The organism is Cupriavidus sp. FW305-27, from assembly GCF_058787995.1.
On record NZ_JBYTAG010000020.1, the window covers coordinates 52,550 to 79,262 of the forward strand.

Sequence of the window (26,713 nt, forward strand, 5' to 3'; positions counted from 1 at the left end):
ACGGATCGCAGCGCGACAATTGCCGCGCTGCGCAATAAGACAGGGTTTCAGCGGGGAGACACGACCAGGGTGCTGCCGCGCACCGCGACGATGCGGTGGCGTCCTGGTGCGGCGGCACAGTTGGGCGCCAGCTCCACGGTCCAGTCGGCGCCGCGGTACGGCACGCGGGCGCGCCCGTTGGCGTCCCAGCCGGGCACGTCCAGCTCCTGGCCGATATCGATATTGACGTTGGGATCGGCGGCGGCGTTGCCGCGCCGCAGCTTGCCAAAGCGGGTGCGGCGCAGGCCGGCGATCAGCACCGCAGCGACCAGCGCCGCCACCAGCGTCTGCGCGGCCGGCGACAATCCCAGCAAGGCCCCCACGCCGCCGGCGGCCAGCCCCACCGCCACCATCAGCAGGTAGAAGGTGCCGGTGTTCATCTCGATGATCACCAGCGCGACCGCTGCCACGAACCAGATGTAGTACGCCATCCAAGCTCCCGTTCGTCCAGATACATCCCGAAAAGTAAAAACCCCGCAGCGCCTTTCAGCGTCTGCGGGGCAGTAGCAACACCTGACGCAGGGCCGGTGCCTGCCGGCTGCCAGAAGGCGCCGGCAATGTCGTTATTGTGACGTCAAATGCTTCAGGAAGCCAGCTTTTGCCAGGTCTCGACCACCGAGTCCGGGTTCAGCGAGATCGACTTGATGCCTTCCTTGGCCAGCCATTCGGCAAAGTCCGGATGGTCCGAAGGGCCCTGGCCGCAGATGCCGACGTACTTGTCCAGGCGGAGGCAGGCCTCGATGGCGCGCGACAGCATGAACCGCACTGCCGGATCGCGTTCGTCGAAGTCCTTGGCCAGCAGCTCCATGCCGGAGTCGCGGTCCAGGCCCAGCGTGAGCTGGGTCAGGTCGTTCGAGCCGATCGAGAAGCCGTCGAAGTACTGCAGGAACTCTTCGGCCAGGATCGCATTCGACGGCACTTCGCACATCATGATGACGCGCAGGCCGTTCTCACCCCGCTTCAGGCCGTGCTTGGCCAGCAGCTCGATGACCTTCTCGGCCTGGCCCAGCGTACGCACGAACGGCACCATGATCTCGACGTTGGTCAGGCCCATTTCGTCGCGCACGCGCTTCATGGCCTTGCATTCCATCTCGAACGCTTCGGCGAAGTCGTCGGCGATGTAGCGCGAGGCGCCGCGGAAGCCCAGCATCGGGTTTTCCTCGTCCGGCTCGTAGCGCGAACCGCCGATCAGCTTCTTGTACTCGTTGGACTTGAAGTCCGACAGGCGCACGATCACGGGCTTCGGGTAGAAGGCCGCGCCGATGGTGGCGATGCCCTCGGCCAGCTTGTCGACGTAGAACGCGCGCGGGCTGGCATGGCCGCGGGCCACGCTTTCCACGGCCTTCTTCAGGTCGGCATCGACTTGCGGGTAGTCGAGGATGGCCTTCGGGTGGACGCCGATGTTGTTGTTGATGATGAATTCCAGGCGGGCCAGGCCGACGCCGCAGTTCGGGATCTGCGCGAAGTCGAACGCCAGCTGCGGGTTGCCCACGTTCATCATCAGCTTGACATCGATTTCCGGCATGTCGCCACGCTGGACTTCGGTCACTTCGGTTTCCAGCAGGCCGTCGTAGATGCGGCCTTCGTCGCCTTCGGCGCACGATACCGTCACCAGCGTGCCGTCCTTGAGGATGTCGGTGGCATCGCCGCAGCCGACCACGGCCGGCACGCCCAGTTCACGCGCGATGATGGCCGCGTGGCAGGTACGGCCGCCACGGTTGGTGACGATGGCCGAGGCGCGCTTCATCACCGGCTCCCAGTTCGGGTCGGTCATGTCAGCCACCAGCACGTCGCCGGGCTGCACGCGTTCCATCTCGGACGGGTCGTTGATCACGCGCACCGGGCCGGTGCCGATCTTCTGGCCGATGGCGCGGCCGCTGGTCAGCACGGGAGCGGTGCCCTTGAGCTTGAAGCGCAGCTCGGCCTTGCCGGCGGACTGGCTCTTCACCGTTTCCGGGCGGGCCTGCAGGATGTAGATCTTGCCATCCTTGCCGTCCTTGCCCCACTCGATGTCCATCGGGCGGCCATAGTGCTTCTCGATGATCATCGCGTAGCGGGACAGCTCGGTCACGTCCTCGTCGCTGATCGAGTAGCGGTTGCGCAGTTCGCCCGGCACGTCGACGGTCTTCACGCGGCCGGCTTCGCCCGGCTTGGTGAATTCCATCTTGATCAGCTTGGAGCCGATCGAGCGGCGGATGATCGGGTACTTGCCGGCCTGCAGCGTCGGCTTGAAGACGTAGAACTCGTCCGGGTTGACCGCGCCCTGCACCACCGTTTCGCCCAGGCCGTAGCTGGAGGTGATGAAGACCACGTCGGGGAAGCCGGATTCGGTGTCGATGGTGAACATCACGCCCGAAGCGGCCAGGTCCGAACGGACCATGCGCTGGATACCGGCGGACAGTGCCACCACGTCATGGGCAAAGCCCTTGTGCACGCGGTAGGAAATGGCGCGGTCGTTGTACAGCGACGCAAACACGTGCTTGATCTTGTCGAGCACGTCGTCGATGCCGCTGACGTTCAGGTAGGACTCCTGCTGGCCGGCGAACGAGGCGTCGGGCAGGTCTTCGGCGGTGGCCGACGAACGCACGGCGAACGAGGCCTCGGCGCCTTCGCGCTCGGCCACGCGGGCGTAGGATTCACGGATTTCCTGTTCCAGGCGCGGCTGGAACGGCGCGGAGGCGACCCACTCGCGGATCTCGGCACCGGCCTCGGCCAGCGCCTTGACGTCGTCGACGTTCAGGGTCTTCAGGCGCTGGGAAATGCGCTCGGTCAGGTTGTTGTGGGCAAGGAAGTCGCGGAAGGCGAGCGCGGTGGTGGCAAAGCCGCCGGGAACCCGGACGCCGGCCTCCGCCAGCTGGGAGATCATCTCGCCCAGCGACGAATTCTTACCGCCGACGATTTCCACGTCAGCCATGCGCAACTGCTCGAACGGCAACACGTAGGCGCCGTTATCTGCCTGGTTAGTCATGAGAGCCTCAAAACAAAGTAGAAAACTTGTCGCGCATGTCCGGTATGTTCTTGGAGTTCTGTTCCCGGACTGATCGCTTGGCTAAGCAACCCCGAACTGGCGCTGCGGACCTGGCGCTACGGCTCTCATCGCGTAGCGCAGATTGTCGACAATTCCGGGCCCGGATTGTTCCATGGACAGGCACCCTGCGGAATTGCTTAGCGAAAAGATCGCCGCTATTCTACCGTGCTGCGCCGCACTTTTCTGCGGAAGATTGAATCTATTTATTTATTGCGCCATCCCCATGTCCCTGCCAGAAGCGCCCGGAACGGCGACGCCCGGGTCCCAGCCTGGAACGCAGCCTGAATCCCCCTCCGCTCCCGCGCCCCAGGCCAGCGAGCGCCCTGCGGTCCGCACCGTGTTCATCGTCTCGGATGGCACCGGCATCACGGCGGAGACGTTCAGCCACTCCATCCTGGCCCAGTTCGAGATGCGCTTCCGCAAGGTGCGCATGCCCTTCGTCGATACCCCGGAAAAGGCACATATCGCCGTCGGCAAGATCAATGAGGCATTCCACAACGAAGGCGTGCCGCCCATCGTCTTCACCACCCTGGTCAACCAGGAAGCGAACAAGGCACTGCGCCGCGCCAAGGCGATGATCCTGGACATGTTCCAGACCTTCATCGAGCCGCTTGAGAAAGAACTGGGGCTGAAGTCGACTCACGCCATCGGCCGCTTCCACCAGAACGCTGACACAGAGGCTTACAAAAACCGGATCGAGGCGATCAACTTCTCGCTGGCGCATGATGACGGCCAGTCACACAAGAACCTGGAAGAAGCCGATGTGATCCTGGTGGGCGTATCGCGCAGCGGCAAGACCCCGACCAGCCTCTACCTGGCCATGCAATACGGGCTGAAGGCGGCCAATTACCCGCTGATCCCCGACGATTTCGAGCGCGGCCGGCTGCCGTCGGCGTTGTATGCGTTCAAGCCGAAGATCTTCGGCCTGTCGATCGATCCGCAGCGCCTGACCGAGATCCGCAACGAGCGCCGCCCCGGCAGCAAGTATGCGGCGCTGGAAAACTGCCGCTACGAGGTCAACGAGGCCGAGGCGATGATGCGGCGCGAAGGGATCAAATGGCTCTCTTCCACGCACAAATCGATTGAAGAGATCGCGACCACGATCCTGCAGGAGATCAAGGTCGATCGCGACAACTACTAAGAAAAAAGCGGCCGTTCAGGCCGCTTTTTTTCTTGCGCTGCCGGCGCAGCCTCAGGCGGCGCGCCGCTGGCGCACTGCCTCGAACAGGCAGATGGCGGTCGCCGCCGCGACATTCAGTGATTCCAGCCCGCCCGGTTGCGGGATGCCCACCTTGCGCGTGACATGCGCCATCCAGCCGTCGCTGACCCCTGCCCCCTCGTTGCCAACCACCCAGGCCACCGGCCCGCGCAGATCGGTATCGAATACCGCGGCATCGGCGTGCGACGAAGTCGCCAGCAGCGGCACCGCGAGGCGCGGCGCCAGCGACTCAAGCGTGCAGTGCTCGACGATATTCAGGTGAAAGTTGGCGCCCATGCCGGCACGCAGCGTCTTGACCGACCAGGCAAAGGCACAGCCGGTGGCAAGGAAGGCATGCTGGATGCCGGCGGCGGCGGCGCTGCGCAGGATTGAGCCGACATTGCCGGCATCCTGCACCCCGTCCAGGATGATGCAGTCTTGTTCGATTCGCGCCGGCAGGTGGCCGACCGGCGTCTCGATCACCAGCATCAGGTCGATGCCATTGACCACGCCACTGATCTGCGTGAACAGTGCATTGGCCAGCACCACCACGCGCTCGGCCTCGATCAGCGCCAGCACCGGCGCCACCTCGGCATGGTCGTAGTGCCGTTCCGACACCACGCAGGTGACGGGCTGGCCGCGCGCGGCCACATAGGCCTGCGCCAGGTGGACGCCGTCGAGCAGCGACTGCCCTGCCTTGCGGCGCTGGTGCGTGGAAGTGGCCAGGGCCTTCAGATGCTTGAACAGCGCGTTGTCGCGCGAGGTGACGTGCTTCACGATGCGGAGATGGTCTGGGTGCCCTTCACTGCGCGGCCGTGACGGATGCCGTCGCGACAGGCTCGATGACTTCCGCGGTGGCGGGCATGGCGGTGGACATGGGCAGCCGGGCCAGCGCCTCGCGCACCGGCGCAAACGAACGGCGGTGGTGCGGCGTGGCGCCGAACTCAGCCAGCGCAGCCAGATGCTGCGGCGTGCCATAGCCGACGTGCGAATCGAAGCCGTACTGCGGATAGCGCTCGTGCAGCACTCTCAGCTCGCGGTCGCGCGCCACCTTGGCCAGGATCGACGCGGCCGAGATCGCCTTGACCAGCGCATCGCCCTGGACAATGGCTTCCACCGGGAACGGCACCTGCGGGCAACGATTGCCATCGACCTGCACCAGATCCGGCACGATGCCGCTGGCGGCCAGCCCCTGCACGGCACGCTGCATTGCCAGCATGCTCGCGTGCAGGATGTTGAGCGTATCGATCTCCTCGACCGTGGCAAAGGCGATATGCCAGCCCAGCGCGCGTTCGCAGATCTTTTCGTAGAGCTGCTCGCGCTTGGCGGCAGTCAGGATCTTGGAGTCGGCCAACCCGCGAATCGGACGCTTCGGGTCCAGTATCACCGCGGCGGCATAGACCGGCCCGGCCAGCGGGCCGCGGCCCGCTTCGTCAACGCCGCACAGGCGCTGCACGGCGGCAGCGGCCGGGGCGAGATCGAGGCCCATCTGGGGAGAAGCGGCATTGCGGCGCGCCATCAGACGGTCCCCCGGCTGTGCATCAGATCCACCACTACATCGGCGGCCAGTTGCGCGGTATTGCACTTCAGCGTCTCGTGCATGCGGGTGAAATGCTCGTAGAGGAAGGCGGTGTTGCCCTCGTCGTTGAGCTGCAGCAGCGTTTCGCGGGCCAGCGCCTCGGGCGTGGCATCGTCCTGCAGCAGTTCCGGCACGACGAAGCGCCCTGAAAGGATATTAGGCAATCCCACGTACGGGAGGTAACCCTGCCGCTTCATGATCTGCGCGGTCAGCCAGGGCACCTTGTACGAGATCACCATGGGCTTCTTGTACAGCGCCGCTTCCAGCGTGGCGGTGCCGCTGGCCAGCAGCACCACGTCGGCCGCCTCCATCGCCTGGTGCGACTTGCCGTCGACGATGGTCAGGCGCAGTTCTGGATACTGCGCGTGCAGTTCCTCGACGATGCCGCGCAGCTGCGCGCTCGCCACCGGCAGCACGAACGCCAGGTTCGGGTCCATGCGCTGCATGCGAGCCATGGCGGCAAAGAAGGTGGCGCCGAGGTTGCGCACTTCGGACTGGCGGCTGCCCGGCAGCACGGCGACGATGCGGTGCCCGGCCGGCAGGCCGAGTTCGGCGCGCGCGCCGGCGACGTCGGGCACCATCGGGATCACGTCAGCCAGCGGATGGCCCACGTAGGTGGCCGGGATTCCGGCCTTGGCGTAGATCTCCGGCTCGAACGGGAACAGGCACAGGATGTGGTCCACCGCGCGCGCGATGGTGCGGATGCGCCCGCCGCGCCAGGCCCAGATCGACGGGCTGACAAAATGCACCACCGGGATGCCGGCACGGCGCAGCGGCACTTCCAGGCCGAAATTGAAGTCCGGGGCGTCAACCCCGATAAAGCATTGCGGCGGATTGGCCAGCAGCCAGTCGCGCACCGCGCGCCGCGTGGCCAGGATCTCGCGCAGCGAGCCCAGGACCTCGACATAGCCGTTGACCGACAGTGTTTCCATCGGCCAGCGCGAGGTGAAGCCCTGCGCCATCATGCGCTTGCCGCCGATGCCGGCGTACTCGACCGTATCGCCCAGGCGGGACTGCAGCCCGCCCATCATCAACGATGCCAGCAGGTCGCCCGAGGCCTCGCCGGCCACCATGGCGATGGTGCCGCGCTTGCCCGCGGCGCTACCGTTGCCTGTGGACAAGCCACCCCGAATTGCGGCGTCGACCATTGCGGTCCGGTCTCAGCGTACGATGCCGCGCTGGGTGGCGGCAAGGAAGTCGACGAACGCGCGCAGCGGCGCCGCAGTGCCGGCATCGGATTGGCCCAGCAAGGCGGTGATCTCATTGCGCGCCTCATCGAAGCTGAGGTCGGACTTGTAAAGCAGCTTGTAGGCCTGGCGCAGCGCGGCGATCTGGCCCGCGTCGAAGCCGCGGCGGCGCAGCCCCTCGACGTTGACGCCGTGCGGCGTAGCCTTGTTGCCGCTCTTGTCGCTCGCGGCGATCACGAACGGCGGCACGTCCTGCACCAGCGCCGAGGCGCCGCCCAGCATCGCATGGGCGCCGATGCGCACGAACTGGTGCACGCCGCTCATGCCGCCCAGGATCGCCCAGTCGCCCACTTCAACGTGGCCGGCGATCTGCGCGTTGCTGGAAAACACGGTGTGGTTGCCGACCGTGCAGTCATGCGCGATATGCACGTAGGCCATGATCCAGTTGTCGTTGCCGAGGCTGGTCAGGCCGCGGTCCTGCACCGTGCCGGTGTGGATCGTGGTGAATTCGCGGATGGTGTTGCGGTCGCCGATCTCGAGCCGGGTCGGCTCGTTGCGGTACTTCATGTCCTGCGGCACGCCGCCGACCGATGCATAAGGACCGATCGTGTTGCCCTCGCCGATCGTGGTGTAACCCTCGACCGTCGTATGCGAGCCGACCCGGGTGCCGCTACCGATCCGCACGTTGGGGCCGACGATAGAGAACGGGCCGACGGTCACGTCGGATGCCAGCTCTGCTTTCGGGTCGACCAGCGCGGTGGGGTGGATTTGCGTCATACGTCCTGTCCTGTGGTGTGTCTGGTGAAGGATGGGCCAATGCGCGCGGCAAAGGTTCCCGTCCGGGCCGCTTGCCCCCGCTGCACGGGGGCACGGCAGTCAGCCGGCGGCGCTGCCGCCGGCCGCGCGCGGCCTCACTCGGCCTGCTTCACGGTGCACATCAGCTCCGCCTCGCAGGCCACCTTGTCGTCCACCGTGGCGAACGCCTTGAACTTCCAGATGCCGCGGATATAGCGTTCGACTGTCACGTTCATGTGCAGCTGGTCGCCCGGGTACACCACCTGCTTGAAGCGGGCCCCGTCGATGCCGACAAAGTAGTACAGCGCGCCTTCCTTGCGCTCCATGTCGGCGCCGAAGGTCAGCAGGCCGGCCGACTGCGCCAGCGCTTCCAGGATCATCACGCCCGGCATCACCGGCTGTTCCGGGAAATGGCCCTGGAAGTACGGTTCGTTGATGGTGACATTCTTCAGCGTCTTGATCCGCTTCTGCGCCTCGAACTCCAGCACACGGTCCACCAGCAGGAACGGGTACCGGTGCGGCAGCAGTTTGAGGATCTTGCGGATATCGATTTCGGCCGCGCTCATGATGATTTCTCTTTAGTCTTGTGAGGGTTGGGACCCGGCGGCCTGGCCGCGCAGGCGGCGTTCCAGCGCCACCACCCGTTCGCGCAGCCTGGTCAGGCCGCGCACGATGGCTGCATTGCGCTCCCACTCGCCGTGCGGCAGGAACGGGAAGACGCTGGTGAAATGCCCCCCGGGCTTGGTAATGGATTTGGTAATTGAGGTGCCGCCCGACACCGTGGTGCGGTCGGCAATATTCAGGTGGCCGGAAAAATTGGCCGCTCCGCCGATCACGCAGAAGCGCCCGATGCGCGTGCTGCCTGATACCGCGGCGCAGCCTGCGATCACCGTATGGGCGCCGACACGCACGTTATGCGCGATCTGGACCTGGTTGTCGATCTTGCAGCCGTCCTCGATCACGGTGTCGGCCATGGCGCCGCGGTCGATTGCCGTATTGGCGCCGACCTCCACGTCATTGCCCAGCACCGCGCGTCCCGTTTGCGGGATCTTTACGTATTCCACGCCGGTTGCGCCGATGTCCGGCGCAAAGCCAAAGCCGTCCGCGCCGATCACCACGCCGCTGTGCAGGATGGCGCGGGCGCCGACCACGCAATCGTGGTAGACCGAAACGTTGGCATAGAGCAGCGAATCGTCGCCGATCTCTGCCTGCGCGCCGACATAGCCGTTGGCCAGGATGCGCACCCGCTCGCCCAGGCGCGCACCGCGCTCGATCACCACGTTGGGGCCGATGTAGCACGAAGCCGGCACCACCGCGTCAGGCGCCACGGTCGCGCGCGGATCGATGCCGGTGCGGGTATCGGTGTTGGCCGCGCGGTCAAAACGCTGCGCCACGCGCGCAAAGCATACGTAGGGATTGCGCGCCACCAGCCAGTTGCGGCCGTCGGCCCTGCCCTCGGCGCGAACGCGCTCGAGGTCGGCTGCCGAGACAATCACGGCGCCGGCCTGCGAATCCAGCGCCTGCTGCAGGTAGAGCGGATTGGACAGGAACGAGAGCTCGCCCGGTCCGGCCTGGTCCAGGGGAGCCAGGCCGACGATCGCCAGGTCGGGGTCACCCACAACCTGCGCGCCGTTCTCGGTGGCGAGCTGACCCAGTGTGGGTGTCTGCATGGCGGTACTTCCTAAAAAAACGAAAGACGAAGGAACGTGAGGACCGGTGCGGCTTAGCGGGCGCCGGCGTTCAGCGCCTTCATCACGTCGTCGGTGATGTCGATGCGCGGGTTCACGTATACCGCTTCCTGCACGATCAGGTCGTACTTGCGCTGCTCGGCCAGTTGGCGGATCACGCGGTTGGCGCGCTCCAGCACCTGTGCCAGTTCTTCATTGCGGCGCTGGTTCAGGTCCTCGCGGAACTCGCGCTGCTTGCGCTGGAACTCGCGGTCAAGGTCGGCCACTTCGCGCTGGCGGCGCTGGCGGTCGGAGTCGGCCAGCACGGCCGTGTCCTTGTCGAGCTTGTCGGCCATGCCCTTGATCTTCTGGGCCATGTCCTGCAGCTCGCGGTCGCGCTTGGAGAATTCCTGCTCCAGCTTGACCTGGGCAGCCTTGGCCGGCTGCGAGTCGCGCAGGATGCGTTCGGAGTTCACGGCGGCAATGCGCGCCTCCTGGGCCGAGGCCGGCACCGCGGCGCAGATGGCAGCGGTGGCGAGCGCGGCGGCGCCCAGGGATTTGACCAGTTTGGATGTTGTAATCATTTGAAACAGATCCTTTATCAGAATCAGAATGCCGTGCCGATCTGGAACTGGAAGCGCTGGACCTTGTCATTGGTGTCGCGATTGAGCGGGAAGCCCATGCTGATCTTCAGCGGGCCAATCGGCGACAACCACGACATGCCAAAGCCAGTCGAGTACTTCAGCTCGCTGAAGCTCAGCGGCTGACCTTCCTGGTAGACATTACCGAAGTCAAAGAACGTGAACAGGCGCAGCGTGCGGTCCACGCCCGAGCCCGGCAGCGGGAAGATGAACTCGACGTTGCCGATCATCTTCGAGGCACCGCCCACCGGGTTGCCATTCTGGTCCTTCGGGCCCAGCGTGCTGGTCTGGTAGCCACGCACCGAGCCGATACCACCGGCGTAGAAGTACTTGAACACCGGGAACGGCGTGTTGCCATAGCCGTGGCCGTACGCGACTTCGCCGTTCAGTGCCAGCGTGAAGGACTTCGAGATCGGATAGAAGTACTGCTGCTGCACGCTGGCGCGGTAGTACTGCGTATCGCCGCCCGGCAGCCCGACTTCCAGGTTGGCCTGGGTGTACGGGCCCTTGGTCGGCACCAGCGCGCTGTCGCGGCGGTCACGTGCCCAGCCGATGGTGAACGGGAAGTTGTTGATGCCGTCGCCGGAACTCTTGCCGATCTTGTTCAGCCAGTCGGTGTACTGGCTCGGCGTGTTGACCGAGGTATACACCTGGGTCCGTTCATAGCCGATGCCGAAGAACACCGTATCGACTTCCGAGAACGGCACGCCGAACTTGAAGCCACCACCGGCGGACACGATCTTGTAGTCCTGGTCGCCGGTGTAGTACAGCGGGCGCGAAGTACGGTAGTAAATGTCGGTCGAGCGGCTGATGCCGTCCACCGTGAAATACGGGTCGTACTGCGTCAGCGCGATGGTACGGAACGACTTGGCCGTGTTCACGTCCAGGCCCAGGCTGGTGCCGGAGCCAAACACGTTGTCCTGGCGCAGGCCGGCCTGCAGCACCAGCTTGTCGGTGGACGAGAAGCCCACGCCCAGGCTGATCTGGCCGGTCGGCTTTTCAGTCACGTTGACGTTCACATCGACCTGGTCGGGCGCGCCCGGCACGTCCTCGGTGGTGATGTTGGTGTCGGTGAAGTAGCCGGTACGGTTGATACGGGCTTGCGACTGCGTGAGCTTCTCGCTGTCGAACCACGAGCTTTCCATCTGGCGCATCTCGCGGCGCACCACTTCGTCGCGGGTCTTGCTGTTACCCACCACGTTGACGCGGCGCACGTAGACGCGGCGGCCCGGGTCGACCATCAGGGTCAGCGCGACTTCACGCTTTTCCTTGTCGATCTGCGGCTGCGGGTTGATGGTGGTGAACGCGTAGCCGTAGGTGCCCAGCAGGTCGGTGATGGCCTTGGTGCTCTGCGTCAGCTTCTCGGACGAGAAAATATCGCCCTTCTTCAGCTGCAGCAGTTTTTCCATTTCCTCCTGCTTGCCGAGCAGCTCGCCCGCCAGGCGCACGTCGGACACCTTGTACTGGTCGCCTTCCTTGATGTTCAGCGTCAGGAAGATGTCCTTCTTGTCCGGCGTGATCGACACCTGGGTCGACTCGATCGCGAACTCCAGGTAGCCGCGGTTCAGGTAGAACGAGCGCAGCGCTTCCAGGTCGGCGGTCAGCTTCTGCTTGGAATACAGGTCGTTCTTGGTGTACCAGGACAGCCAGTTCGGCGTGGACAGCTGCATCTCGTCGCGCAGCGTGCCTTCCTTGAAAGCCTTGTTGCCGACGATGTTGATCTGGCGGATCTTGGCGACCGGGCCTTCATCCACGTTGAACACGACCGAGACACGGTTGCGGTCCACCGGCGTGATCGTGGTCTGCACGTCGGCGGCATAGTAGCCGCGCGCGACGTACTGGCGCTTGAGCTCCTGCTCGGCCTTGTCGATCAGTGCCTTGTCGTAGTAACGGGCTTCGGCCACGCCAACGGCACGCAGCGAACGGCGCAGCGTGTCCTTGTCGAATTCCTTGATGCCGACGAATTCGAGCTGCGAGATCGCCGGCCGCTCTTCGACCTGGACCACCAGCACGCCTTCCTCGGCGCGGATCTGCACGTCCTTGAAGAAGCCGGTATTGTAGAGGGCACGGATGGCGTCGGCGCCCTTGTCATCGGTGAAGGTCTCACCGACGCGCACTGGCAGGTAGCCAAACACGGTACCCGGCTCGACGCGTTGCAGGCCCTCAACGCGGATGTCCCTGACGACGAACGGATCGGCAGCCCAGCCCGCCGGGCTCCAGGCTGCAATAACGGCACTCGCCAGCAAGCCCAGCGAAATGCGCTTATGTCTGATCAATGTTGATCCCCTCTTTGATTCCATCCAGGATTGCGCTCCGATGCCTTCGGACTGCGCCTGGCAAATGGCGTCCCTGGCGACGGTGCCCGACGACACCACCGCCCCCTTGCCGACACACGTTTCTAGCCGTTCGCCAGAAACATTCGGCTGACGTCATTGAACAAAGCGAGCGAAGTCAGGAGCAAGATGCAGGCGATGCCAACCTTCTGCAGCATTGCCTGCCAGTGGTCTGGGACGGGCCGGCCAGTCAAAAATTCCACGCAATAATACAGCAAATGCCCCCCATCCAGAACCGGAATGGGTAACAAATTGAGTACGCCAAGGCTTACGCTGACCAGTGCCAGGAAGCTGACAAAGGCCTGCAGGCCAAGGTTTGCGGCACGCCCCGCGTAGTCCGCCACGGTCAGCGGACCGCTCAGGTTCTGCAGCGAAGCCTGCCCCACCAGCATCTTGCCCAGCAGCTTGAGCGAGAGCGCGCTGGTGTCCCAGACCTGGCCGGCCGCGCGCGCCAGCGCCTGGTCCGGCCGGTAGCGCACGGTTTCCATCTGCACCGCCTGGCTGAGCGCCGCGCCGAGCTTGCCCGCCGGCGCCGCGGTGGCGCCACTCGCGTCCTTGGCGCCATCGCGCGCCACGGCGGTGTCTAGCGTCACCGGCACGTCCAGGCGCTTGCCGTCGCGCTCGATGCCCAGTGTCACGGTCTGGCCGGGCTGGCTGCGCACCGCCTTGATCAGCGCGCTGGCCTGCGTGAGCGGGCTGCCCTGCCAGGCAACGATGCGGTCGTCCTTTTTCAGTCCGGCGCGCTCGGCGGCCGAGTCCGGCAGCACCTCGGTAATCGTCACCGGCCCGCCCTTCAGGTTCAGGCCCAGCGTGGCCAGCGGATCCTGCTCGGGATTGCCGCCGGTATTGGGCAGGCGCGGCAGCGTTACGTCGCGCTCGGCCCCGTCGGCGCCGCGCACGCGCAGCACGGCGCGCGCATCGCCAAAGCCCTCGGCGAATACGGCCATGCGCAGGTCATTCCAGGATCGCACTGCTTCGGTATGGTCATTGGCGGTCAGCGACAGCACCCGGTCGCCTTCGCGCACGCCGGCCTGCGCCGCCATGGTGCCGGCCGCGGGCGCCGCCACCACCGGCACGGGTTCGCGCATGCCGCCGGCAAAGAGCGCGAAATACAGCACGATTGCCAGTGCAAAATTGGCCAGCGGGCCGGCCGCCACGATCACGAAGCGCTTGCCGACCGGCTGGCGGTTGAAAGCCCGCGGCAGGTCGGCCGGGTCGATCGGCGTGTCGCGCTCGGGGTCGACCTCGCGCTCGTCCAGCATCTTGACATAACCGCCCAGCGGGATCGCCGCCACCGTCCATTCGGTCCGGTCGCGGCTTTTCGAGATCCAGCGCAGCAAGGGCCGCCCGAAGCCGATCGAGAAACGCAGCACCTTCACGCCGCAGGCGCGCGCGGCGAGGTAGTGCCCCATTTCGTGCACATAGATCAGCACGCACAGGGCAACGATGAAAGCGAGTACGGTTTGCATGGAGTCGGGACGTCGGTAACGATGGCAGGACTGGCGCGCCGGGCCCCGGGGATCCGGGGCCGCCGCAGCCGCTATTGTCGCAGATGCGGCAAGCCGCCCCGCCGGATCAGCGCTTTGCAGCCAGGGCGGCCACGCCCTCGCGTGCCGCCTCGCGCGCCAGCGCGTCGGCTGACAGCACCGCTTCGAGCGTATCGGCAGGCCCCTGGGGTGTCGCCTCAAGCACCTGCCGGACGATACCGGCAATGTCCGTGAAGCGCACTGTACCGCCCAGGAATGCCTCGACCGCCACCTCGTTGGCTGCATTGAGGGCCGCCGGCGCCACACCGCCGGCGCGCAGTGCATCGAAGGCCAGGCCCAGGCACGGGAAGCGCACCAGGTCCGGCTTCTCGAAATGCAAGCCCCCAGCCACGGTCAGGTCCAGCGGCGTGACCCCCGCATCGATCCGCTCCGGATACGCCAGGCCATAGGCGATCGGCGTGCGCATGTCCGGGTTGCCCAGTTGCGCCAGCACCGAGCCGTCGGTGTAGGCCACCATCGAATGCACGATGCTCTGCGGATGGATCAGTACCTCGATGCGCTCGGCGGGGGCGCCGAACAGCCAGTGCGCCTCGATGACTTCGAGGCCCTTGTTCATCATGGTGGCGGAATCGACCGAGATCTTGCGGCCCATGACCCAGTTGGGATGGGCGCAGGCCTGGTCGGGGGAGATATCGTGCAGCGTGGCCGGGTCGCGCGTGCGGAACGGCCCGCCCGACGCGGTCAGCAGCACCCTGGCAACGCCCCGGCCGTAGCGCGGATCGTCGGCCGGCAGGCACTGGAAGATGGCGTTGTGCTCGCTGTCGATCGGCAGCAAGGTGGCGCCGTGCTCGCGCACCGCATCCATGAAGATGCGCCCGGACATCACCAGCGCTTCCTTGTTGGCCAGCAGCACGCGCTTGCCGGCACGTGCTGCCGCCAGCGTCGGGCGCAGGCCGGCGGCGCCGACGATGGCGGCCATCACCGAATCGGTCTGCGCATCGGCGGCCACGGATTCCAGCGCGGCTTCGCCGTGGCTGACCTCGGTCTTCACGCCGGCATCGCGCAGCAGGGTTTCCAGTTCGAGCGCTGCCTCGGCGGTCCCCACCACGGCGCGGGCCGGGCGGAATTCAACGCACTGGTCAGCCAGCTTGCGCACCTGCCGGTGGGCGGTCAGCGCATGCACCACATAGCGGTCGGCATGGCGCCTGACGACGTCGAGCGTGCTTTCGCCAATGGAGCCGGTGGCGCCCAGGATGGTAATGCGATGCATAGCAGACGGCTTCAGAGAAAAATCAGCATCAGGGCCGCCAGCGGGAACACTGGCAGCAAGGCGTCGATGCGGTCCAGCACGCCGCCATGGCCGGGCAGCAGCCGGCTGCTGTCCTTCTTGCCGACCTGGCGCTTGAGCAGCGATTCGAACAGGTCGCCGACCACGCTCGCGGCGACCAGCAGCGTGGTCAGCACCGCCACGTAGGCCAGCCCGCCGCGGTCGCCCATCGCGGAGAACCAGGTCGGTGCAAAGGCATGGCTGGCGGCGAGCGCCAGGCCGATCACCAGCGCCAGCAGCCAGCCGCCGATGGCGCCTTCCCAGGACTTGCCCGGGCTGATGCCAGGCGCAAGCTTGCGCCGGCCGATGGCCTTGCCGGTGAAATACGCGCCGATATCGGCCGCCCACACCAGCACGGCCGCGGTCAGCAGCACGCCGATGCCGGCGCCGCGCAGGATCATGGTGGCATGGGCGAAGGCGGGCAGCATCACCAGCCCCAGCACCGCGCCCAGGGCGGTGAACGACGGCGTCGCGGAACGCACGCCGCGCGCCAGCAGCACCACTGCGATGCCCCAGCACACTACCGCGGCTTCGAGCAGCCAGGTGGTGGCGTGGCGCAGCGGCAGGTCATGCCAGGCAATGGCCGCGATCAGGCATGCCAGCGCATAGACATAGGGCCACGGCCCGCGCAGCCCGATCAGGCGGCCGAATTCCCAGCCGGCCAGCAGCACGATCACGGCCACCAGCCCGGCCAGAGCCGCGGGCGGTGCCAGGAACAGGATTGGCAGGATCAGCAGCAACAGGCACAGGGCGGTGATGACGCGGGTGAGGAGCATGCGCTGCAGTCCCGTGAGAGGTTGGAGTAGCCAGGCTCAGGCCGTACCCGATAGTCCCGGGGCAACCAGCTGTGCGCTGGTGCGGCCGAAACGGCGTTCGCGCTGGCGGTACGAGGCGAAGGCCTTGTCCAGTTCCGCTGCGTCGAAATCCGGCCAGAAAACGTCCGTGAAATACAACTCGGAATACGCCAGCTGCCACAGCAGGAAGTTGCTGATGCGCTGTTCGCCGCCGGTGCGGATGAACAGATCCGGCTCCGGCGCATAGGCCATCGCCAGGTGCGGCGCCAGCACCGATTCGTCGATCGAGGCCGGGTCGAGCATGGGCGAGCGCGCCAGCATCTTGCGCATGGCCTGCAGCAGGTCCCAGCGGCCGCCGTAGTTGGCGGCGATGGTCACGGTCAGGCCGGTGTTGCCGGCCGTGCGCGCCTCGGCATCGCGGATCAGCTGCTGGATGCGGGGGCTGAAGCGGGCCAGGTCGCCCACCACCCGCAGCCGGATGTTGTTGGCGTGCATCTTCACCACTTCGCGCCGCAGGGCCATCATGAACAGCCGCATCAGGAACGAGACCTCGTCCGCCGGGCGCCGCCAGTTCTCGGAACTGAAGGCGAACAGCGTCAGGAACTGCACGCCGCGGGCGGCGCTGGCTTCCACCACCGCGCGCACCGCGTCCAGCCCCCGGGTGTGCCCGGCAACGCGCGGCAGGTGCCGCTGGGTCGCCCAGCGGCCGTTGCCGTCCATGATGATGGCAACGTGACGGGGGACGTAGGAGGTATCGGGTACGTCGAGCGTTGAACTGATGTGCTGCATGATGGCAGACGGTCGTTGACTGCCCCGGCCATGCCGGGACGGGGTCAGACCGTCATGATCTCCTTCTCTTTCTCGGCGACCATCTTGTCGATCTCGGCCACGTACTTGTCGGTCAGCTTCTGCACTTCGTCCTGGCCGCGGCGCTCGTCGTCCTCGGAGATGGTCTTGTCCTTGACCAGCTTCTTGAACTGCTCGTTGGCATCGCGGCGCAGGTTGCGCACGGCAACCTTGGCGCCCTCGGCCTCGCCCTTGACGACCTTGGTCAGCTCCTTGCGGCGCTCTTCGGTCAGTGCGGGCATCGGCACGCGGATCACTTCACCCATGGTGGCCGGGTTCAGGCCCAGGTCGCAGTCGCGGATGGCCTTCTCGACCGCGCCCACCATCTTCTTTTCCCAGGGCTGCACCGTGATGGTACGCGCATCGGCCAGGCCGACTGCCGCGACCTGGCTGATGGGAACCATCGAGCCGTAGTAGTCCACCTGAACGTGGTCAAGCAGGCCGGTGTGGGCACGGCCAGTGCGGATCTTCGCCAGATCGGCCTTGAAGGCTTCGATCGACTTCTGCATTTTCTGCTCGACGCTCTTCTTTGTGTCGGCGACGCTCATTTTTACCTCCGGAAATCAGCCAACCATGATCCCCCTGGCGGGGATCGAAAATGAATCATTCTACCCTTTGCCCGGCCGGATGCCAGCAGCCCGGCGTCTGGCGCCCTGCCTCAGACGTGCACCAGCGTACCTTCGTCCTCGCCCAGGATGATGCGCTTGAGCGCGCCCGGCTTGACGATCGAGAACACCCTGATCGGCAGCTTCTGGTCGCGGCACAGGGCGAAGGCGGTGGCGTCCATCACTTGCAGATTGCGCGAGATGGCCTCGTCGAAGCTGATGGTGGTGTAGCGCGTCGCGCTCGGGTCCTTCTTGGGGTCGGCGGTGTACACGCCGTCCACCTTGGTCGCCTTGAGCACGACCTCGGCACCGATTTCCGAGCCACGCAGCGCGGCGGCGGTGTCGGTGGTGAAGAACGGGTTGCCGGTGCCGGCGGCGAAGATCACCACCTTGCCCTCTTCCAGCTGGCGGATCGCGCGCGGGCGGATATAGGGCTCGACCACCTGGTCCATGCGCAGCGCGGACTGCACGCGGCCCTCGATATTGGCGTGGCGCATCGCGTCCTGCAGCGCCAGTGCGTTCATCATGGTGGCCAGCATGCCCATGTAGTCCGCGGTGGCGCGGTCCATGCCGGCGGCGCCGCCGGCGACGCCGCGGAAGATGTTGCCGCCGCCGATGACCACCGCGACCTGCACACCGAGCTTCACGATCTCGGCAATGTCGTTCACCATCGCCTCGATGGTGGAGCGGTTGATGCCGAAGGCATCGTCGCCCATCAGGGCTTCACCGGACAGTTTCAGAAGGACGCGCTTGTAGGCTGGCATGTTCACCCTCGGACAGGAGCAAATCGCTCGGTTGAGACGATCTTGAGACGTATGTTTTGGCACCGGCGGCACGGATCCTCGTGGCGCCGGCGGAAGAAAGCCGGTTTTCGGGGTGCCCCGGACTGCCGGACCACCACGGAAACTGGCTGCTGCGGTGCAACGCGGCCTGCGCAGCGCCGCACTACTTATGCAGAGGGGCACCTTACGGCGCCCCTGCGGCATTATAGGCGCCCGGACCAGCCCGAACGGGCAGTCCGCGGCGCCCCGGACATCAGCCCTTCTGGGCAGCGGCAACCTGGGCGGCCACTTCAGCGGCAAAGTCGTCCTGCTTCTTCTCGATGCCTTCGCCCACCACGAACAGGGTGAAGCCCTTCACGGTCGTGTTGGCGGCCTTCAGCATCTGCTCAACCGTCTGCTTGTCGTTCTTCACGAACGGCTGGTTGAACAGCGAGACTTCCTTCAGGTACTTCTGCACCGAACCCTCGACCATCTTGGCGACGATCTCGGCCGGCTTGCCCGACTCGGCAGCCTTCTGCTCGGCAATGCTGCGCTCCTTGGCGATCAGGTCGGCGGGGACCTGCTCGGCCGACAGCGACACCGGCTTCATGGCGGCCACGTGCATGGCCACGTCCTTGGCGGCGGCTTCGTCGCCATCGAACTCGACCATCACGCCGATGCGGGTGCCGTGCAGGTACGAAACCAGCTTGCCGCCGTTGGCGTAGCGGGCAAAGCGGCGGATCGTCAGGTTCTCGCCGATCTTGCCGATCAGGGCCGTGCGGGTGGCTTCAACGCTCACGCCGTCGATTTCCAGCGCCGACAGGGCGGCCACGTCGGCCGGGTTCTGCTTGGCGATCAGTTCGGCGACCTTGGCCGAGAACGCGAGGAAGTCGTCATTCTTGGAGACGAAATCGGTCTCGCAGTTCAGTTCGACCAGCACGCCGGTGGTGCCGTCGATGAACGATGCGACCACGCCTTCGGCAGTCACGCGCGAGGCGGCCTTGCTGGCCTTGTTGCCCAGCTTGACGCGCAGCAGCTCTTCGGCCTTGTCCAGGTCGCCGTCGGCCTCGGTCAGGGCCTTCTTGCACTCCATCATCGGCGCGTCGGTCTTCGCGCGCAGTTCTGCAACCATGCTTGCGGTAATTGCCGCCATTTGTCACTCCTTGAATGGTTCACGCCGGCTGCCGGCAGTCGCCTGCGGCACCCGGTCGGTGGGTCTACAGCACACCCGCGGCAGATACTGCCTGCGGCGGATGACAACAATTCAAATTCAAAAAAAGGGGGCGCCAGATGTGCCCCCTTTTAATTGCCCTTCTTGCCCGGCTGCCGGCGTACCCCGGCTTTCGCCTTGCGCGCAGCCCGTGATGACGGGCGGCAAGCGTTGCTTGTCTGTCGTGCGGTGACGATGCGCGCTAGCGGGTTCCTTTCCGGCAATCAGGCGGCGGGCAATCAGCCTTCCTGCACTTCGACGAATTCGTCGTCGCCGCCGCGAGCGGCTTCAACCACTTCCTGCACCGCGTTGGCACGGCCTTCCAGGATCGCGTCGGCCACGCCGCGCACGTACAGGGCCACGGCCTTGCTCGAGTCGTCGTTGCCCGGGATCACGTAGTCGATGCCTTCCGGCGAGTGGTTGGTATCAACCACGCCGATCACCGGCACGCCCAGCTTGTTGGCTTCGGTCACGGCAATCTTGTGGTAGCCGACGTCGACCACGAAGATCGCGTCCGGAACGCCGCCCATGTCCTTGATGCCGCCGATCGACTTTTCCAGCTTGAGCATCTCGCGCTCGAACATCAGCGCTTCCTTCTTGCTCATGGTTTCCAGCGCGCCGGCTTCCTTGGCGGCTTCCATGTCCTTCAGGCGCTTGATCGAGGTCTTGACCGTCTTGAAGTTGGTCAGCATGCCGCCGAGCCAGCGGGCGTCGACGTAGGGCATGCCGGCACGGCCAGCTTCTTCAGCCAGGATTTCGCGCGACTGGCGCTTGGTGCCCACGAAAAGGATGGTGCCGCGATTGGCTGCCAGCTGACGCACATACTTCATTGCGTCCTGGAACATCGGCAACGTCTTTTCGAGGTTGATGATGTGGATCTTGTTGCGATGACCGAAGATGAAGGGGGCCATCTTCGGGTTCCAGAAGCGGGTCTGGTGGCCGAAGTGGCAACCGGCTTCCAGCATTTCGCGCATGGTAACGGACATGTAAAACTCCAGAGGGTTAGGTCTGAAGCCCGCCCCGACATTCCTGAAAAGGAACACCCCGGATAGGCGGGCCAGCGATTTCAAACGACAGCAGGAATAATCCTGCAAAATACCGGCCTGGCGCACGCAATGCTGCGCCGCAACCAAGTCAGCCCGCTATTGTAGCAACAAAAGTGCGGCCCACTCAAGCCGCCCGGCTTCCTGGCGCCCTGCGGACTCCGCCCAGCACCGGCGCGCACAGGCTGCGATCTGGCCCCGATGGTGCGATAATCCTACATTGACCTTTCGATTTCGGCGCGGCCAGTGGCCTCGCCATCACTTTTTTGGCGACGCAGCATGAGCATTCACCTGAACACCGCCGAAGACATCGCCCAGATGCGCGTGGCTTGCCGCCTTGGGTCCGAGGTCCTCGACTACATCACGCCCTTCGTTCAGCCAGGTATCACCACCGGCGAGATCGACCGCCTGTGCCACGCCTACATGCGTGAAGTGCAAGGCACTGTGTCGGCGTGCCTGAACTATGCCCCCCCCGGCTATCCGCCCTTCCCCGGCGCGATCTGCACCTCGGTCAACGACGTGATCTGCCATGGCATTCCGGGCGACCGCGTGCTGAAGAACGGTGACGCGATCAACCTGGACATCACGGTCATCACCAAGGAAGGCTACTACGGCGACAACAGCCGCATGTTCATCGTCGGCGAGGGCTCGATCCTGGCCAAGCGCCTGTCGCAGGTGACCTATGAATGCATGTGGAAGGGTATCGCGCAGGTTCGCCACGGCGCCCGTCTGGGCGACATCGGCCACGCCATCCAGATACACGCCGAAGCCGCCGGCTACAGCGTGGTGCGCGAGTACTGCGGCCACGGCATCGGCAAGAACTTCCACGAAGACCCGCAGATCCTGCACTACGGCCGCCCGGGCACCGGCGCCGAGATCAAGGCCGGCATGATCTTCACCATTGAGCCGATGATCAACGCCGGCAAGCGCGATATCCGCACCATGCCCGACCAGTGGACGGTCAAGACCCGCGACCGCAGCCTGTCGGCGCAGTGGGAGCACACCGTGCTGGTCACGGAGACCGGCTACGAGGTCCTCACGGTATCGGCCGGGAGCCCGGCGCCGCCGGCCTTTATCACCGATTCCGTCGCGGCCTGAGGTCGCACTGAAGCCAGGGGCGCCTGACCGGGCGCCTTTCTTTTTCCAGCCGTGCCCACCAATCCGCTCGCCGAGCCCGCCACCACCATGGACACCACGCCGGAACTGCTGCTTGCCGCGCGCGTGCGCGACCAGCTCAAAGCCGACAAGCAGGCACTGTTTGCCGACTTCAACATCAGCGCCAATGTCGGCACGCTGATCACGCGGCTGCGCCGCGCCGTCGACGCCGGGCTGGTGGAAGCCTGGCGCGGCCTGGGGATGCCCGCGGGCGCGGCGCTGGTGGCGGTGGGCGGCTATGGCCGCGGCGAGCTGCTGCCTTACTCCGACGTCGACGTGCTGCTGTTGCTGCCCGCGGAGCCAGACCAGGACACCACCGGGCGCCTGGAGCGCTTTATCGGCCTGTGCTGGGACCTCGGGCTGGAGATCGGCTCTTCGGTGCGCACCGTGGACGATTGCATCCGCGAGTCGCGCCAGGACGTCACCATCCAGACCTCGCTGCTGGAAGCGCGGCTGCTGACCGGCAGCCGCAAGCTGTTCGAGTCGATGCGTACGCGCTACCTCGCCGACCTGGACCCGGCCGCGTTCTTCCAGGCCAAGCTGCTGGAAATGCGCCAGCGCCACGCCAAGTACCAGGACACGCCCTACTCGCTCGAGCCCAACTGCAAGGAAAGCCCCGGCGGCCTGCGCGATCTGCAGGTGATCCTGTGGATGACCAAGGCGGCGGGCCTGGGCGACAGCTGGAAAGAACTTTTCGAGCGCGGCCTGCTGACGCAGCGCGAAGCGCAGGAGCTCGCGCGCAACGAGCGCCTGCTCAAGACCATCCGCGCGCGCCTGCACCTGGTGGCCGGCCGGCGCCAGGACGTGCTGGTATTCGACCTGCAGACCGCGCTGGCGGAGTCCTTCGGCTATCGCCAGACCACCAGCAAGCGCGCCAGCGAACAACTGATGCGCCGCTACTACTGGGCGGCCAAGGCGGTCACGCAGCTCAACAGCGTGCTGCTGCTGAACATCGAGGCGATGCTGTTCCCGAGCGAGTCTCAGGTGACGCGCGTGCTCAACGAGCGCTTTGTCGAGCGCCAGGGCATGCTGGAAATCACCAGCGACGACATCTATGAACGCGACCCGCACGCGATCCTGGAAACCTTCCTGCTGTACCAGCGCACGCCCGGCGTGAAAGGCCTGTCGCCGCGCACGCTGCGCGGGCTGTACAACGCGCGCACCGTGATGAATGCGGGCTGGCGCAACGATCCGGAAAACCGCCGCCTGTTCCTGGCCATCATGCAGGAGCCGCAGGGCATCACCCACGCGCTGCGCCTGATGAACCAGACCAGCGTGCTGGGCCGCTACCTGATCAACTTCCGGCGCATCGTCGGCCAGATGCAGCACGACCTGTTCCACGTCTACACCGTGGACCAGCACATCCTGATGGTGGTGCGCAACATGCGCCGCTTCGCCATCGTCGAGCACACCCACGAGTTCCCATTCTGCAGCCAGCTGATGGCCAGCTTCGACAAGCCGTGGGTGCTGTGGGTGGCAGCGCTGTTCCACGACATCGCCAAGGGCCGCGGCGGCGACCACTCGAAGCTTGGCACCGTGGATGCGCGTCGCTTCTGCAAGCAGCACGGCATTGCGCGCGAAGACGCCGACCTGGTCTGCTGGCTGGTCGAGCACCACCTGACCATGAGCCACGTGGCGCAGAAGCAGGACCTGACCGATCCCGATGTGATCCACGCCTTTGCCCGCGTGGTCGGCAGCGAACGCTACCTGACCGCGCTCTACCTGCTGACCGTGGCCGACATCCGCGGCACCAGCCCCAAGGTATGGAACGCGTGGAAGGGCAAGCTGCTGGAAGACCTGTACCACATCACGCTGCGCGTGCTCGGCGGCGCGCGCGTGGATTCGCATTCGCTGTGGTCGCAGCGCAAGGAAGACACCATCTCCGAGCTGCGCCTGAAGGCCTTCGACCCGGCGCTGGGCAAGTCCCTGTGGGCGCAGCTCGACGTGGCCTTCTTCCTGCGCCACGATTCGCACGATATCGCCTGGCTCACGCGCCACCTGTACAACAAGGTGGACAGCCCCACGCCGGTGGTCAAGGCACGCGTCTCCCCCGCCGGCGAAGGCCTGCAGGTGGCGGTCTACGTCAAGGACCAGCCCGACCTGTTCGCGCGCATCTGCGGCTACTTCGAGCGCAAGGCATTCTCGATCCAGGACGCCAAGATCCACACCACGCGCCACGGCTACGCGCTGGACACGTTCCAGGTCACCGACCCCGGCATGGCCGGCGACGGCGGCAGCTACCGCGACATCATCGCGCTGGTCGAGCACGAACTGTGCGAGCGGCTGCGCCTGCAAGGCGCACTGCCCGAACCCACGCAGGGGCGGCTGTCGCGCCAGTCGCGCAGCTTCCCGATCAAGCCGCGCGTGGACCTGCGCCCCGACGAGCGCGGCCAGTATTACCTGCTGTCGCTGTCCGCCAACGACCGCACCGGCCTGCTGTACGCCATCGCCCGCGTACTGGCACGGCATCGCGTATCCGTCCACACGGCACGCATCAACACCCTGGGCGAACGCGTCGAAGACGTGTTCCTGGTCGAGGGCAGCCGCCTGGCGGGGCGCCCGACAACCGATTGCAGATTCAGCTTGAACAGGACTTGCTCGCCGCCCTCGCCATCTGAGGCGGGCGGGCAGCATCAACATATGACCGACAGCAATTCGCCGAAGCGCAAGACGCTAGGTATCAAGGCCGCCAGCGACACCGGCACGGCCGCGCGCAAGACCGGTACCCGCCCCGTGCGCGTGTCCGACCTGAACCGCAAGCGCGTGCAAGCCGTCTCCGAAGGCATCAAGCGCGCCCAGGAGCGCGCCGGCGGCAAGACCGGCGGCCGTCCGGCCCAGGGCGAAGCGCAGGCCCGCGCGCCGCGTCCCGCTGACGGCGAACGCCAGGCACGCCCGCGCCGCCCGGAAGGCGGCGAGGCGCGTCCGCGCCGCTTCGGCGATGACGAAAGCCGTCCCCGCCGTTATGGCGATGACCGGGGCGAGGCACGTCCGCGCCGCTTCGAAGGCGGCGAGGCGCGCCCGCCGCGCCGCTTCGGCGACGACGACAACCGCCCGCGCCGCACTGGCGATGACCGGGGCGAGGCACGTCCGCGCCGTTTCGAGGGCGGCGATTCGCGTCCGCCGCGCCGCTTTGGCGACGACGACAACCGCCCGCGCCGCACTGGCGACGATCGCGGCGAGGCACGTCCGCGCCGTTTCGAAGGCGGCGAAGCGCGCCCGCCGCGCCGCTTCGAGGGCGGTGATTCGCGTCCGCCGCGCCGTGCTGGCGAGGACAACAACCGCCCCCGCCGTTTCGAAGGCGCCGAATCGCGTCCGCGCCGCGTTGGCGATGACGAGAACCGCCCTCGCCGCTTCGAAGGCGCCGACTCGCGCCCGCGCCGCTATGGCGACGACGAGAACCGTCCCCGCCGCTTCGAAGGCGCCGACTCGCGTCCGCGCCGTTATGGCGATGACGAGCAGCGCCCGCGCCCCGCGCCGTCGGGCGAGCGCCGCCGTGAAGGCACCGCGCCGGCACGCCGCTTCAGCGACACCGCCGACCGCATCCGCACCGCAGGCCCGGCACGCCAGCAGGCACCGGCCGCGCGCCAGGAAAAGCCCGCCCGCGCCGAGTCCAGCCACGACGATGGCCTGGTGCGCCTGTCCAAGCGCATGTCCGAACTGGGCCTGTGCTCGCGCCGCGAAGCCGACGAATGGATCCCGCACGGCTGGGTGCTGGTCGACGGCAAGCCCGTGACCGAACTGGGCAGCCGCATCCGCCCCGACGCCGTGATCGAGATCATGCAGGAAGCGCGCTCCGAACAAGGCGAGCGTGTCACGGTGCTGCTGAACAAGCCGGTGGGCTACGTCTCCGGCCAGGCCGAAGACGGCTACGAGCCGGCCGCGGTGCTGTTCACCCCCGAGAACCAGTGGGAAGGCGATCCCACGCGCAAGCGCTTTGCCCCGTGGCAACGCAAGAGCCTGGCACCCGCCGGCCGCCTTGATATCGACTCAACCGGCCTGCTGGTGCTGACGCAGGACGGCCGCGTCGCGCGCGCGCTGATCGGCGAGGATTCGACCGTCGAGAAGGAATACCTGGTGCGCGTGATCTGGCACTCGCCGCAGGGCGTGGTCGAGCGCAATATCAGCGCGGAATTCCCGGCCGATGATCTCGAGCTGCTGCGCCACGGGCTGTCGCTGGATGGCGTTCCCCTCAAGCCGGCCAAGGTGAGCTGGCAGAACGAGGAGCAGCTGCGCTTCGTGCTGCGCGAAGGCCGCAAGCGCCAGATCCGTCGGATGTGCGAGCAGGTCGGGCTGCAGGTGGTCGGCCTCAAGCGCGTGCGCATGGGACGCGTGGTGCTGGGGGACCTGCCGCCGGGCAAGTGGCGGTTCCTGGGGCAGTTTGAGAAGTTCTGATTCCGGAATTTGCCGACACAAAAAAACCGGTCCTGGGGACCGGTTTTTTTGCGCCTTGCGCGGGTTCGATACCGCGCCGCACAGCTCTTCAATCGTCGTTATTCGGCGGCAGATCCGGAAACAACACCTCCGTAAACCCAAACTGCCTGAAGTCCTTGATCCGCATCGGATAGAGGATCCCCTGCAGGTGGTCGCACTCATGCTGCACCACACGCGCATGGAAGCCCTCGGCCACGCGCTCGATGCGGTTGCCCATCAGGTCATGGCCGCTGTACTTCAGCCGCAGGTGGCGCGGCACCACGCCGCGCAGGCCGGGGACGGACAGGCAGCCCTCCCAGCCGTCCTCCATCTCGTCGGACTCCATTTCCAGCACCGGATTGATCAGCACTGTCTTGGGCACGGTCGGCGCGTCCGGGTAGCGCGGGTTGCGGTCGAAGCCGAAGATCACCACCTGCAGGTCCACGCCGATCTGCGGCGCGGCCAGGCCCGCGCCGTTGGCGTGGTCCATGGTGTCGAACATGTCTTCGATCAGCGTGCGCAGCTCCGGCGTATTGAAGCGCTCCACCGGCCGCGCCACCTGCAGCAGGCGCGGATCGCCCATCTTGAGAATCTCGCGGATCATGGTT

22 protein-coding genes and 1 pseudogene are annotated in these 26,713 nt (G+C 66.2%); 4 read left to right on the plus strand and 19 right to left on the minus strand.

Going from position 1 to position 26,713, the window contains the following annotated elements; translation table 11 throughout:
• Positions 1-47: 47 nt before the first annotated feature.
• Both AC3WRI_RS12260 and ppsA read right to left on the minus strand, forming a co-directional pair.
• The gene (locus AC3WRI_RS12260) at positions 48-470 is read right to left on the minus strand and encodes an NfeD family protein (protein ID WP_010809583.1); all 423 of its coding nucleotides are present in this window, start codon (positions 468-470) and stop codon (positions 48-50) included.
• Positions 471-622: 152 nt separating this feature from the next.
• Complete coding sequence (gene ppsA, locus AC3WRI_RS12265; protein WP_010809584.1) at positions 623-3,007, minus strand: phosphoenolpyruvate synthase; 2,385 nt, start codon at positions 3,005-3,007, stop codon at positions 623-625.
• A 397-nt stretch (positions 3,008-3,404) separates the two neighbouring features.
• Here ppsA and ppsR point away from each other — a divergent pair, with 397 nt between their 5' ends.
• A complete protein-coding gene (ppsR, locus tag AC3WRI_RS12270) occupies positions 3,405-4,208 on the plus strand; it encodes a posphoenolpyruvate synthetase regulatory kinase/phosphorylase PpsR (protein WP_010809585.1) in 804 nt (267 codons plus the stop codon).
• A 51-nt stretch (positions 4,209-4,259) separates the two neighbouring features.
• On the opposite strand, the gene AC3WRI_RS12275 is transcribed toward ppsR, so the two are convergent.
• The 16 genes from AC3WRI_RS12275 to rpsB form a co-directional block, all read right to left on the minus strand.
• Complete coding sequence (locus tag AC3WRI_RS12275; protein WP_492293376.1) at positions 4,260-5,042, minus strand: TrmH family RNA methyltransferase; 783 nt, start codon at positions 5,040-5,042, stop codon at positions 4,260-4,262.
• 25 nt (positions 5,043-5,067) lie between these two features.
• Positions 5,068-5,784 carry a ribonuclease HII gene (gene rnhB / locus AC3WRI_RS12280; protein ID WP_492293377.1) on the minus strand — a complete coding sequence of 239 codons (717 nt, stop codon included), beginning with the start codon at positions 5,782-5,784 and terminating at the stop codon, positions 5,068-5,070.
• Positions 5,784-6,917 carry a lipid-A-disaccharide synthase gene (gene lpxB / locus AC3WRI_RS12285; RefSeq protein ID WP_371258342.1) on the minus strand — a complete coding sequence of 378 codons (1,134 nt, stop codon included), beginning with the start codon at positions 6,915-6,917 and terminating at the stop codon, positions 5,784-5,786. The genes rnhB and lpxB overlap by 1 nt, the downstream gene beginning before the upstream one ends.
• Before the next feature lie 87 nt (positions 6,918-7,004).
• Entirely contained in the window at positions 7,005-7,808 is an 804-nt protein-coding gene (lpxA, locus tag AC3WRI_RS12290) for an acyl-ACP--UDP-N-acetylglucosamine O-acyltransferase (RefSeq protein ID WP_010809589.1), read from the minus strand.
• Between the two features lie 134 nt (positions 7,809-7,942).
• Complete coding sequence (gene fabZ, locus AC3WRI_RS12295) at positions 7,943-8,392, minus strand: 3-hydroxyacyl-ACP dehydratase FabZ (protein ID WP_010809590.1); 450 nt, start codon at positions 8,390-8,392, stop codon at positions 7,943-7,945.
• Between the two features lie 12 nt (positions 8,393-8,404).
• Positions 8,405-9,496: a UDP-3-O-(3-hydroxymyristoyl)glucosamine N-acyltransferase gene (lpxD, locus tag AC3WRI_RS12300; protein ID WP_010809591.1), complete on the minus strand. Its 1,092-nt coding sequence runs from the start codon at positions 9,494-9,496 to the stop codon at positions 8,405-8,407.
• Positions 9,497-9,549: 53 nt separating this feature from the next.
• Complete coding sequence (locus AC3WRI_RS12305) at positions 9,550-10,077, minus strand: OmpH/Skp family outer membrane protein (protein WP_010809592.1); 528 nt, start codon at positions 10,075-10,077, stop codon at positions 9,550-9,552.
• Positions 10,078-10,100: 23 nt separating this feature from the next.
• Entirely contained in the window at positions 10,101-12,434 is a 2,334-nt protein-coding gene (gene bamA / locus AC3WRI_RS12310; protein ID WP_231881344.1) for an outer membrane protein assembly factor BamA, read from the minus strand.
• Between the two features lie 98 nt (positions 12,435-12,532).
• A complete protein-coding gene (rseP, locus tag AC3WRI_RS12315; protein ID WP_010809594.1) occupies positions 12,533-13,936 on the minus strand; it encodes an RIP metalloprotease RseP in 1,404 nt (467 codons plus the stop codon).
• 106 nt (positions 13,937-14,042) lie between these two features.
• Positions 14,043-15,224: a 1-deoxy-D-xylulose-5-phosphate reductoisomerase gene (gene ispC, locus AC3WRI_RS12320; RefSeq protein WP_010809595.1), complete on the minus strand. Its 1,182-nt coding sequence runs from the start codon at positions 15,222-15,224 to the stop codon at positions 14,043-14,045.
• A gap of 11 nt (positions 15,225-15,235) precedes the next feature.
• Positions 15,236-16,057: a phosphatidate cytidylyltransferase gene (locus AC3WRI_RS12325; protein WP_010809596.1), complete on the minus strand. Its 822-nt coding sequence runs from the start codon at positions 16,055-16,057 to the stop codon at positions 15,236-15,238.
• A gap of 36 nt (positions 16,058-16,093) precedes the next feature.
• Complete coding sequence (gene uppS, locus AC3WRI_RS12330; protein WP_011615471.1) at positions 16,094-16,864, minus strand: polyprenyl diphosphate synthase; 771 nt, start codon at positions 16,862-16,864, stop codon at positions 16,094-16,096.
• A 44-nt stretch (positions 16,865-16,908) separates the two neighbouring features.
• Positions 16,909-17,469, minus strand: coding sequence for a ribosome recycling factor (gene frr, locus AC3WRI_RS12335; RefSeq protein WP_010809598.1), 561 nt, complete (start codon positions 17,467-17,469; stop codon positions 16,909-16,911).
• A 110-nt stretch (positions 17,470-17,579) separates the two neighbouring features.
• Positions 17,580-18,290 (minus strand): UMP kinase, encoded by a 711-nt coding sequence (gene pyrH, locus AC3WRI_RS12340; protein WP_010809599.1) that lies wholly within the window; start codon positions 18,288-18,290, stop codon positions 17,580-17,582.
• 271 nt (positions 18,291-18,561) lie between these two features.
• A complete protein-coding gene (tsf, locus tag AC3WRI_RS12345) occupies positions 18,562-19,440 on the minus strand; it encodes a translation elongation factor Ts (RefSeq protein WP_010809600.1) in 879 nt (292 codons plus the stop codon).
• 296 nt (positions 19,441-19,736) lie between these two features.
• A complete protein-coding gene (gene rpsB / locus AC3WRI_RS12350) occupies positions 19,737-20,483 on the minus strand; it encodes a 30S ribosomal protein S2 (RefSeq protein WP_010809601.1) in 747 nt (248 codons plus the stop codon).
• Between the two features lie 336 nt (positions 20,484-20,819).
• Between rpsB and map the strand changes: the two genes are divergently transcribed.
• The 3 genes and pseudogenes from map (at position 20,820) to AC3WRI_RS12365 (ending at position 26,087) form a co-directional block, all read left to right on the plus strand.
• Positions 20,820-21,638 (plus strand): type I methionyl aminopeptidase, encoded by an 819-nt coding sequence (gene map, locus AC3WRI_RS12355; protein WP_010809602.1) that lies wholly within the window; start codon positions 20,820-20,822, stop codon positions 21,636-21,638.
• Positions 21,639-21,725: 87 nt separating this feature from the next.
• A pseudogene (locus AC3WRI_RS12360) lies at positions 21,726-24,313 on the plus strand ([protein-PII] uridylyltransferase).
• A 22-nt stretch (positions 24,314-24,335) separates the two neighbouring features.
• Positions 24,336-26,087 (plus strand): pseudouridine synthase, encoded by a 1,752-nt coding sequence (locus AC3WRI_RS12365; protein WP_492293378.1) that lies wholly within the window; start codon positions 24,336-24,338, stop codon positions 26,085-26,087.
• 88 nt (positions 26,088-26,175) lie between these two features.
• On the opposite strand, the gene def is transcribed toward AC3WRI_RS12365, so the two are convergent.
• Entirely contained in the window at positions 26,176-26,709 is a 534-nt protein-coding gene (gene def / locus AC3WRI_RS12370) for a peptide deformylase (RefSeq protein WP_010814172.1), read from the minus strand.
• Positions 26,710-26,713 lie beyond the last annotated feature (4 nt).

Bases quoted from the DNA above. Each gene is read 5' to 3' on its own strand.
- AC3WRI_RS12260 (WP_010809583.1), bottom strand. From the start codon at position 470: ATGGCGTACTACATCTGGTTCGTGGCAGCGGTCGCGCTGGTGATCATC.
- ppsA (WP_010809584.1), bottom strand. From the start codon at position 3,007: ATGACTAACCAGGCAGATAACGGCGCCTACGTGTTGCCGTTCGAGCAG.
- rnhB (WP_492293377.1), bottom strand. From the start codon at position 5,784: ATGGCGCGCCGCAATGCCGCTTCTCCCCAGATGGGCCTCGATCTCGCC.
- lpxB (WP_371258342.1), bottom strand. From the start codon at position 6,917: ATGGTGGCCGGCGAGGCCTCGGGCGACCTGCTGGCATCGTTGATGATG.
- lpxA (WP_010809589.1), bottom strand. From the start codon at position 7,808: ATGACGCAAATCCACCCCACCGCGCTGGTCGACCCGAAAGCAGAGCTG.
- fabZ (WP_010809590.1), bottom strand. From the start codon at position 8,392: ATGAGCGCGGCCGAAATCGATATCCGCAAGATCCTCAAACTGCTGCCG.
- lpxD (WP_010809591.1), bottom strand. From the start codon at position 9,496: ATGCAGACACCCACACTGGGTCAGCTCGCCACCGAGAACGGCGCGCAG.
- AC3WRI_RS12305 (WP_010809592.1), bottom strand. From the start codon at position 10,077: ATGATTACAACATCCAAACTGGTCAAATCCCTGGGCGCCGCCGCGCTC.
- bamA (WP_231881344.1), bottom strand. From the start codon at position 12,434: ATGGAATCAAAGAGGGGATCAACATTGATCAGACATAAGCGCATTTCG.
- rseP (WP_010809594.1), bottom strand. From the start codon at position 13,936: ATGCAAACCGTACTCGCTTTCATCGTTGCCCTGTGCGTGCTGATCTAT.
- ispC (WP_010809595.1), bottom strand. From the start codon at position 15,224: ATGCATCGCATTACCATCCTGGGCGCCACCGGCTCCATTGGCGAAAGC.
- AC3WRI_RS12325 (WP_010809596.1), bottom strand. From the start codon at position 16,057: ATGCTCCTCACCCGCGTCATCACCGCCCTGTGCCTGTTGCTGCTGATC.
- uppS (WP_011615471.1), bottom strand. From the start codon at position 16,864: ATGCAGCACATCAGTTCAACGCTCGACGTACCCGATACCTCCTACGTC.
- frr (WP_010809598.1), bottom strand. From the start codon at position 17,469: ATGAGCGTCGCCGACACAAAGAAGAGCGTCGAGCAGAAAATGCAGAAG.
- pyrH (WP_010809599.1), bottom strand. From the start codon at position 18,290: ATGCCAGCCTACAAGCGCGTCCTTCTGAAACTGTCCGGTGAAGCCCTG.
- tsf (WP_010809600.1), bottom strand. From the start codon at position 19,440: ATGGCGGCAATTACCGCAAGCATGGTTGCAGAACTGCGCGCGAAGACC.
- rpsB (WP_010809601.1), bottom strand. From the start codon at position 20,483: ATGTCCGTTACCATGCGCGAAATGCTGGAAGCCGGTTGCCACTTCGGC.
- map (WP_010809602.1), top strand. From the start codon at position 20,820: ATGAGCATTCACCTGAACACCGCCGAAGACATCGCCCAGATGCGCGTG.
- AC3WRI_RS12365 (WP_492293378.1), top strand. From the start codon at position 24,336: ATGACCGACAGCAATTCGCCGAAGCGCAAGACGCTAGGTATCAAGGCC.
- def (WP_010814172.1), bottom strand. From the start codon at position 26,709: ATGATCCGCGAGATTCTCAAGATGGGCGATCCGCGCCTGCTGCAGGTG.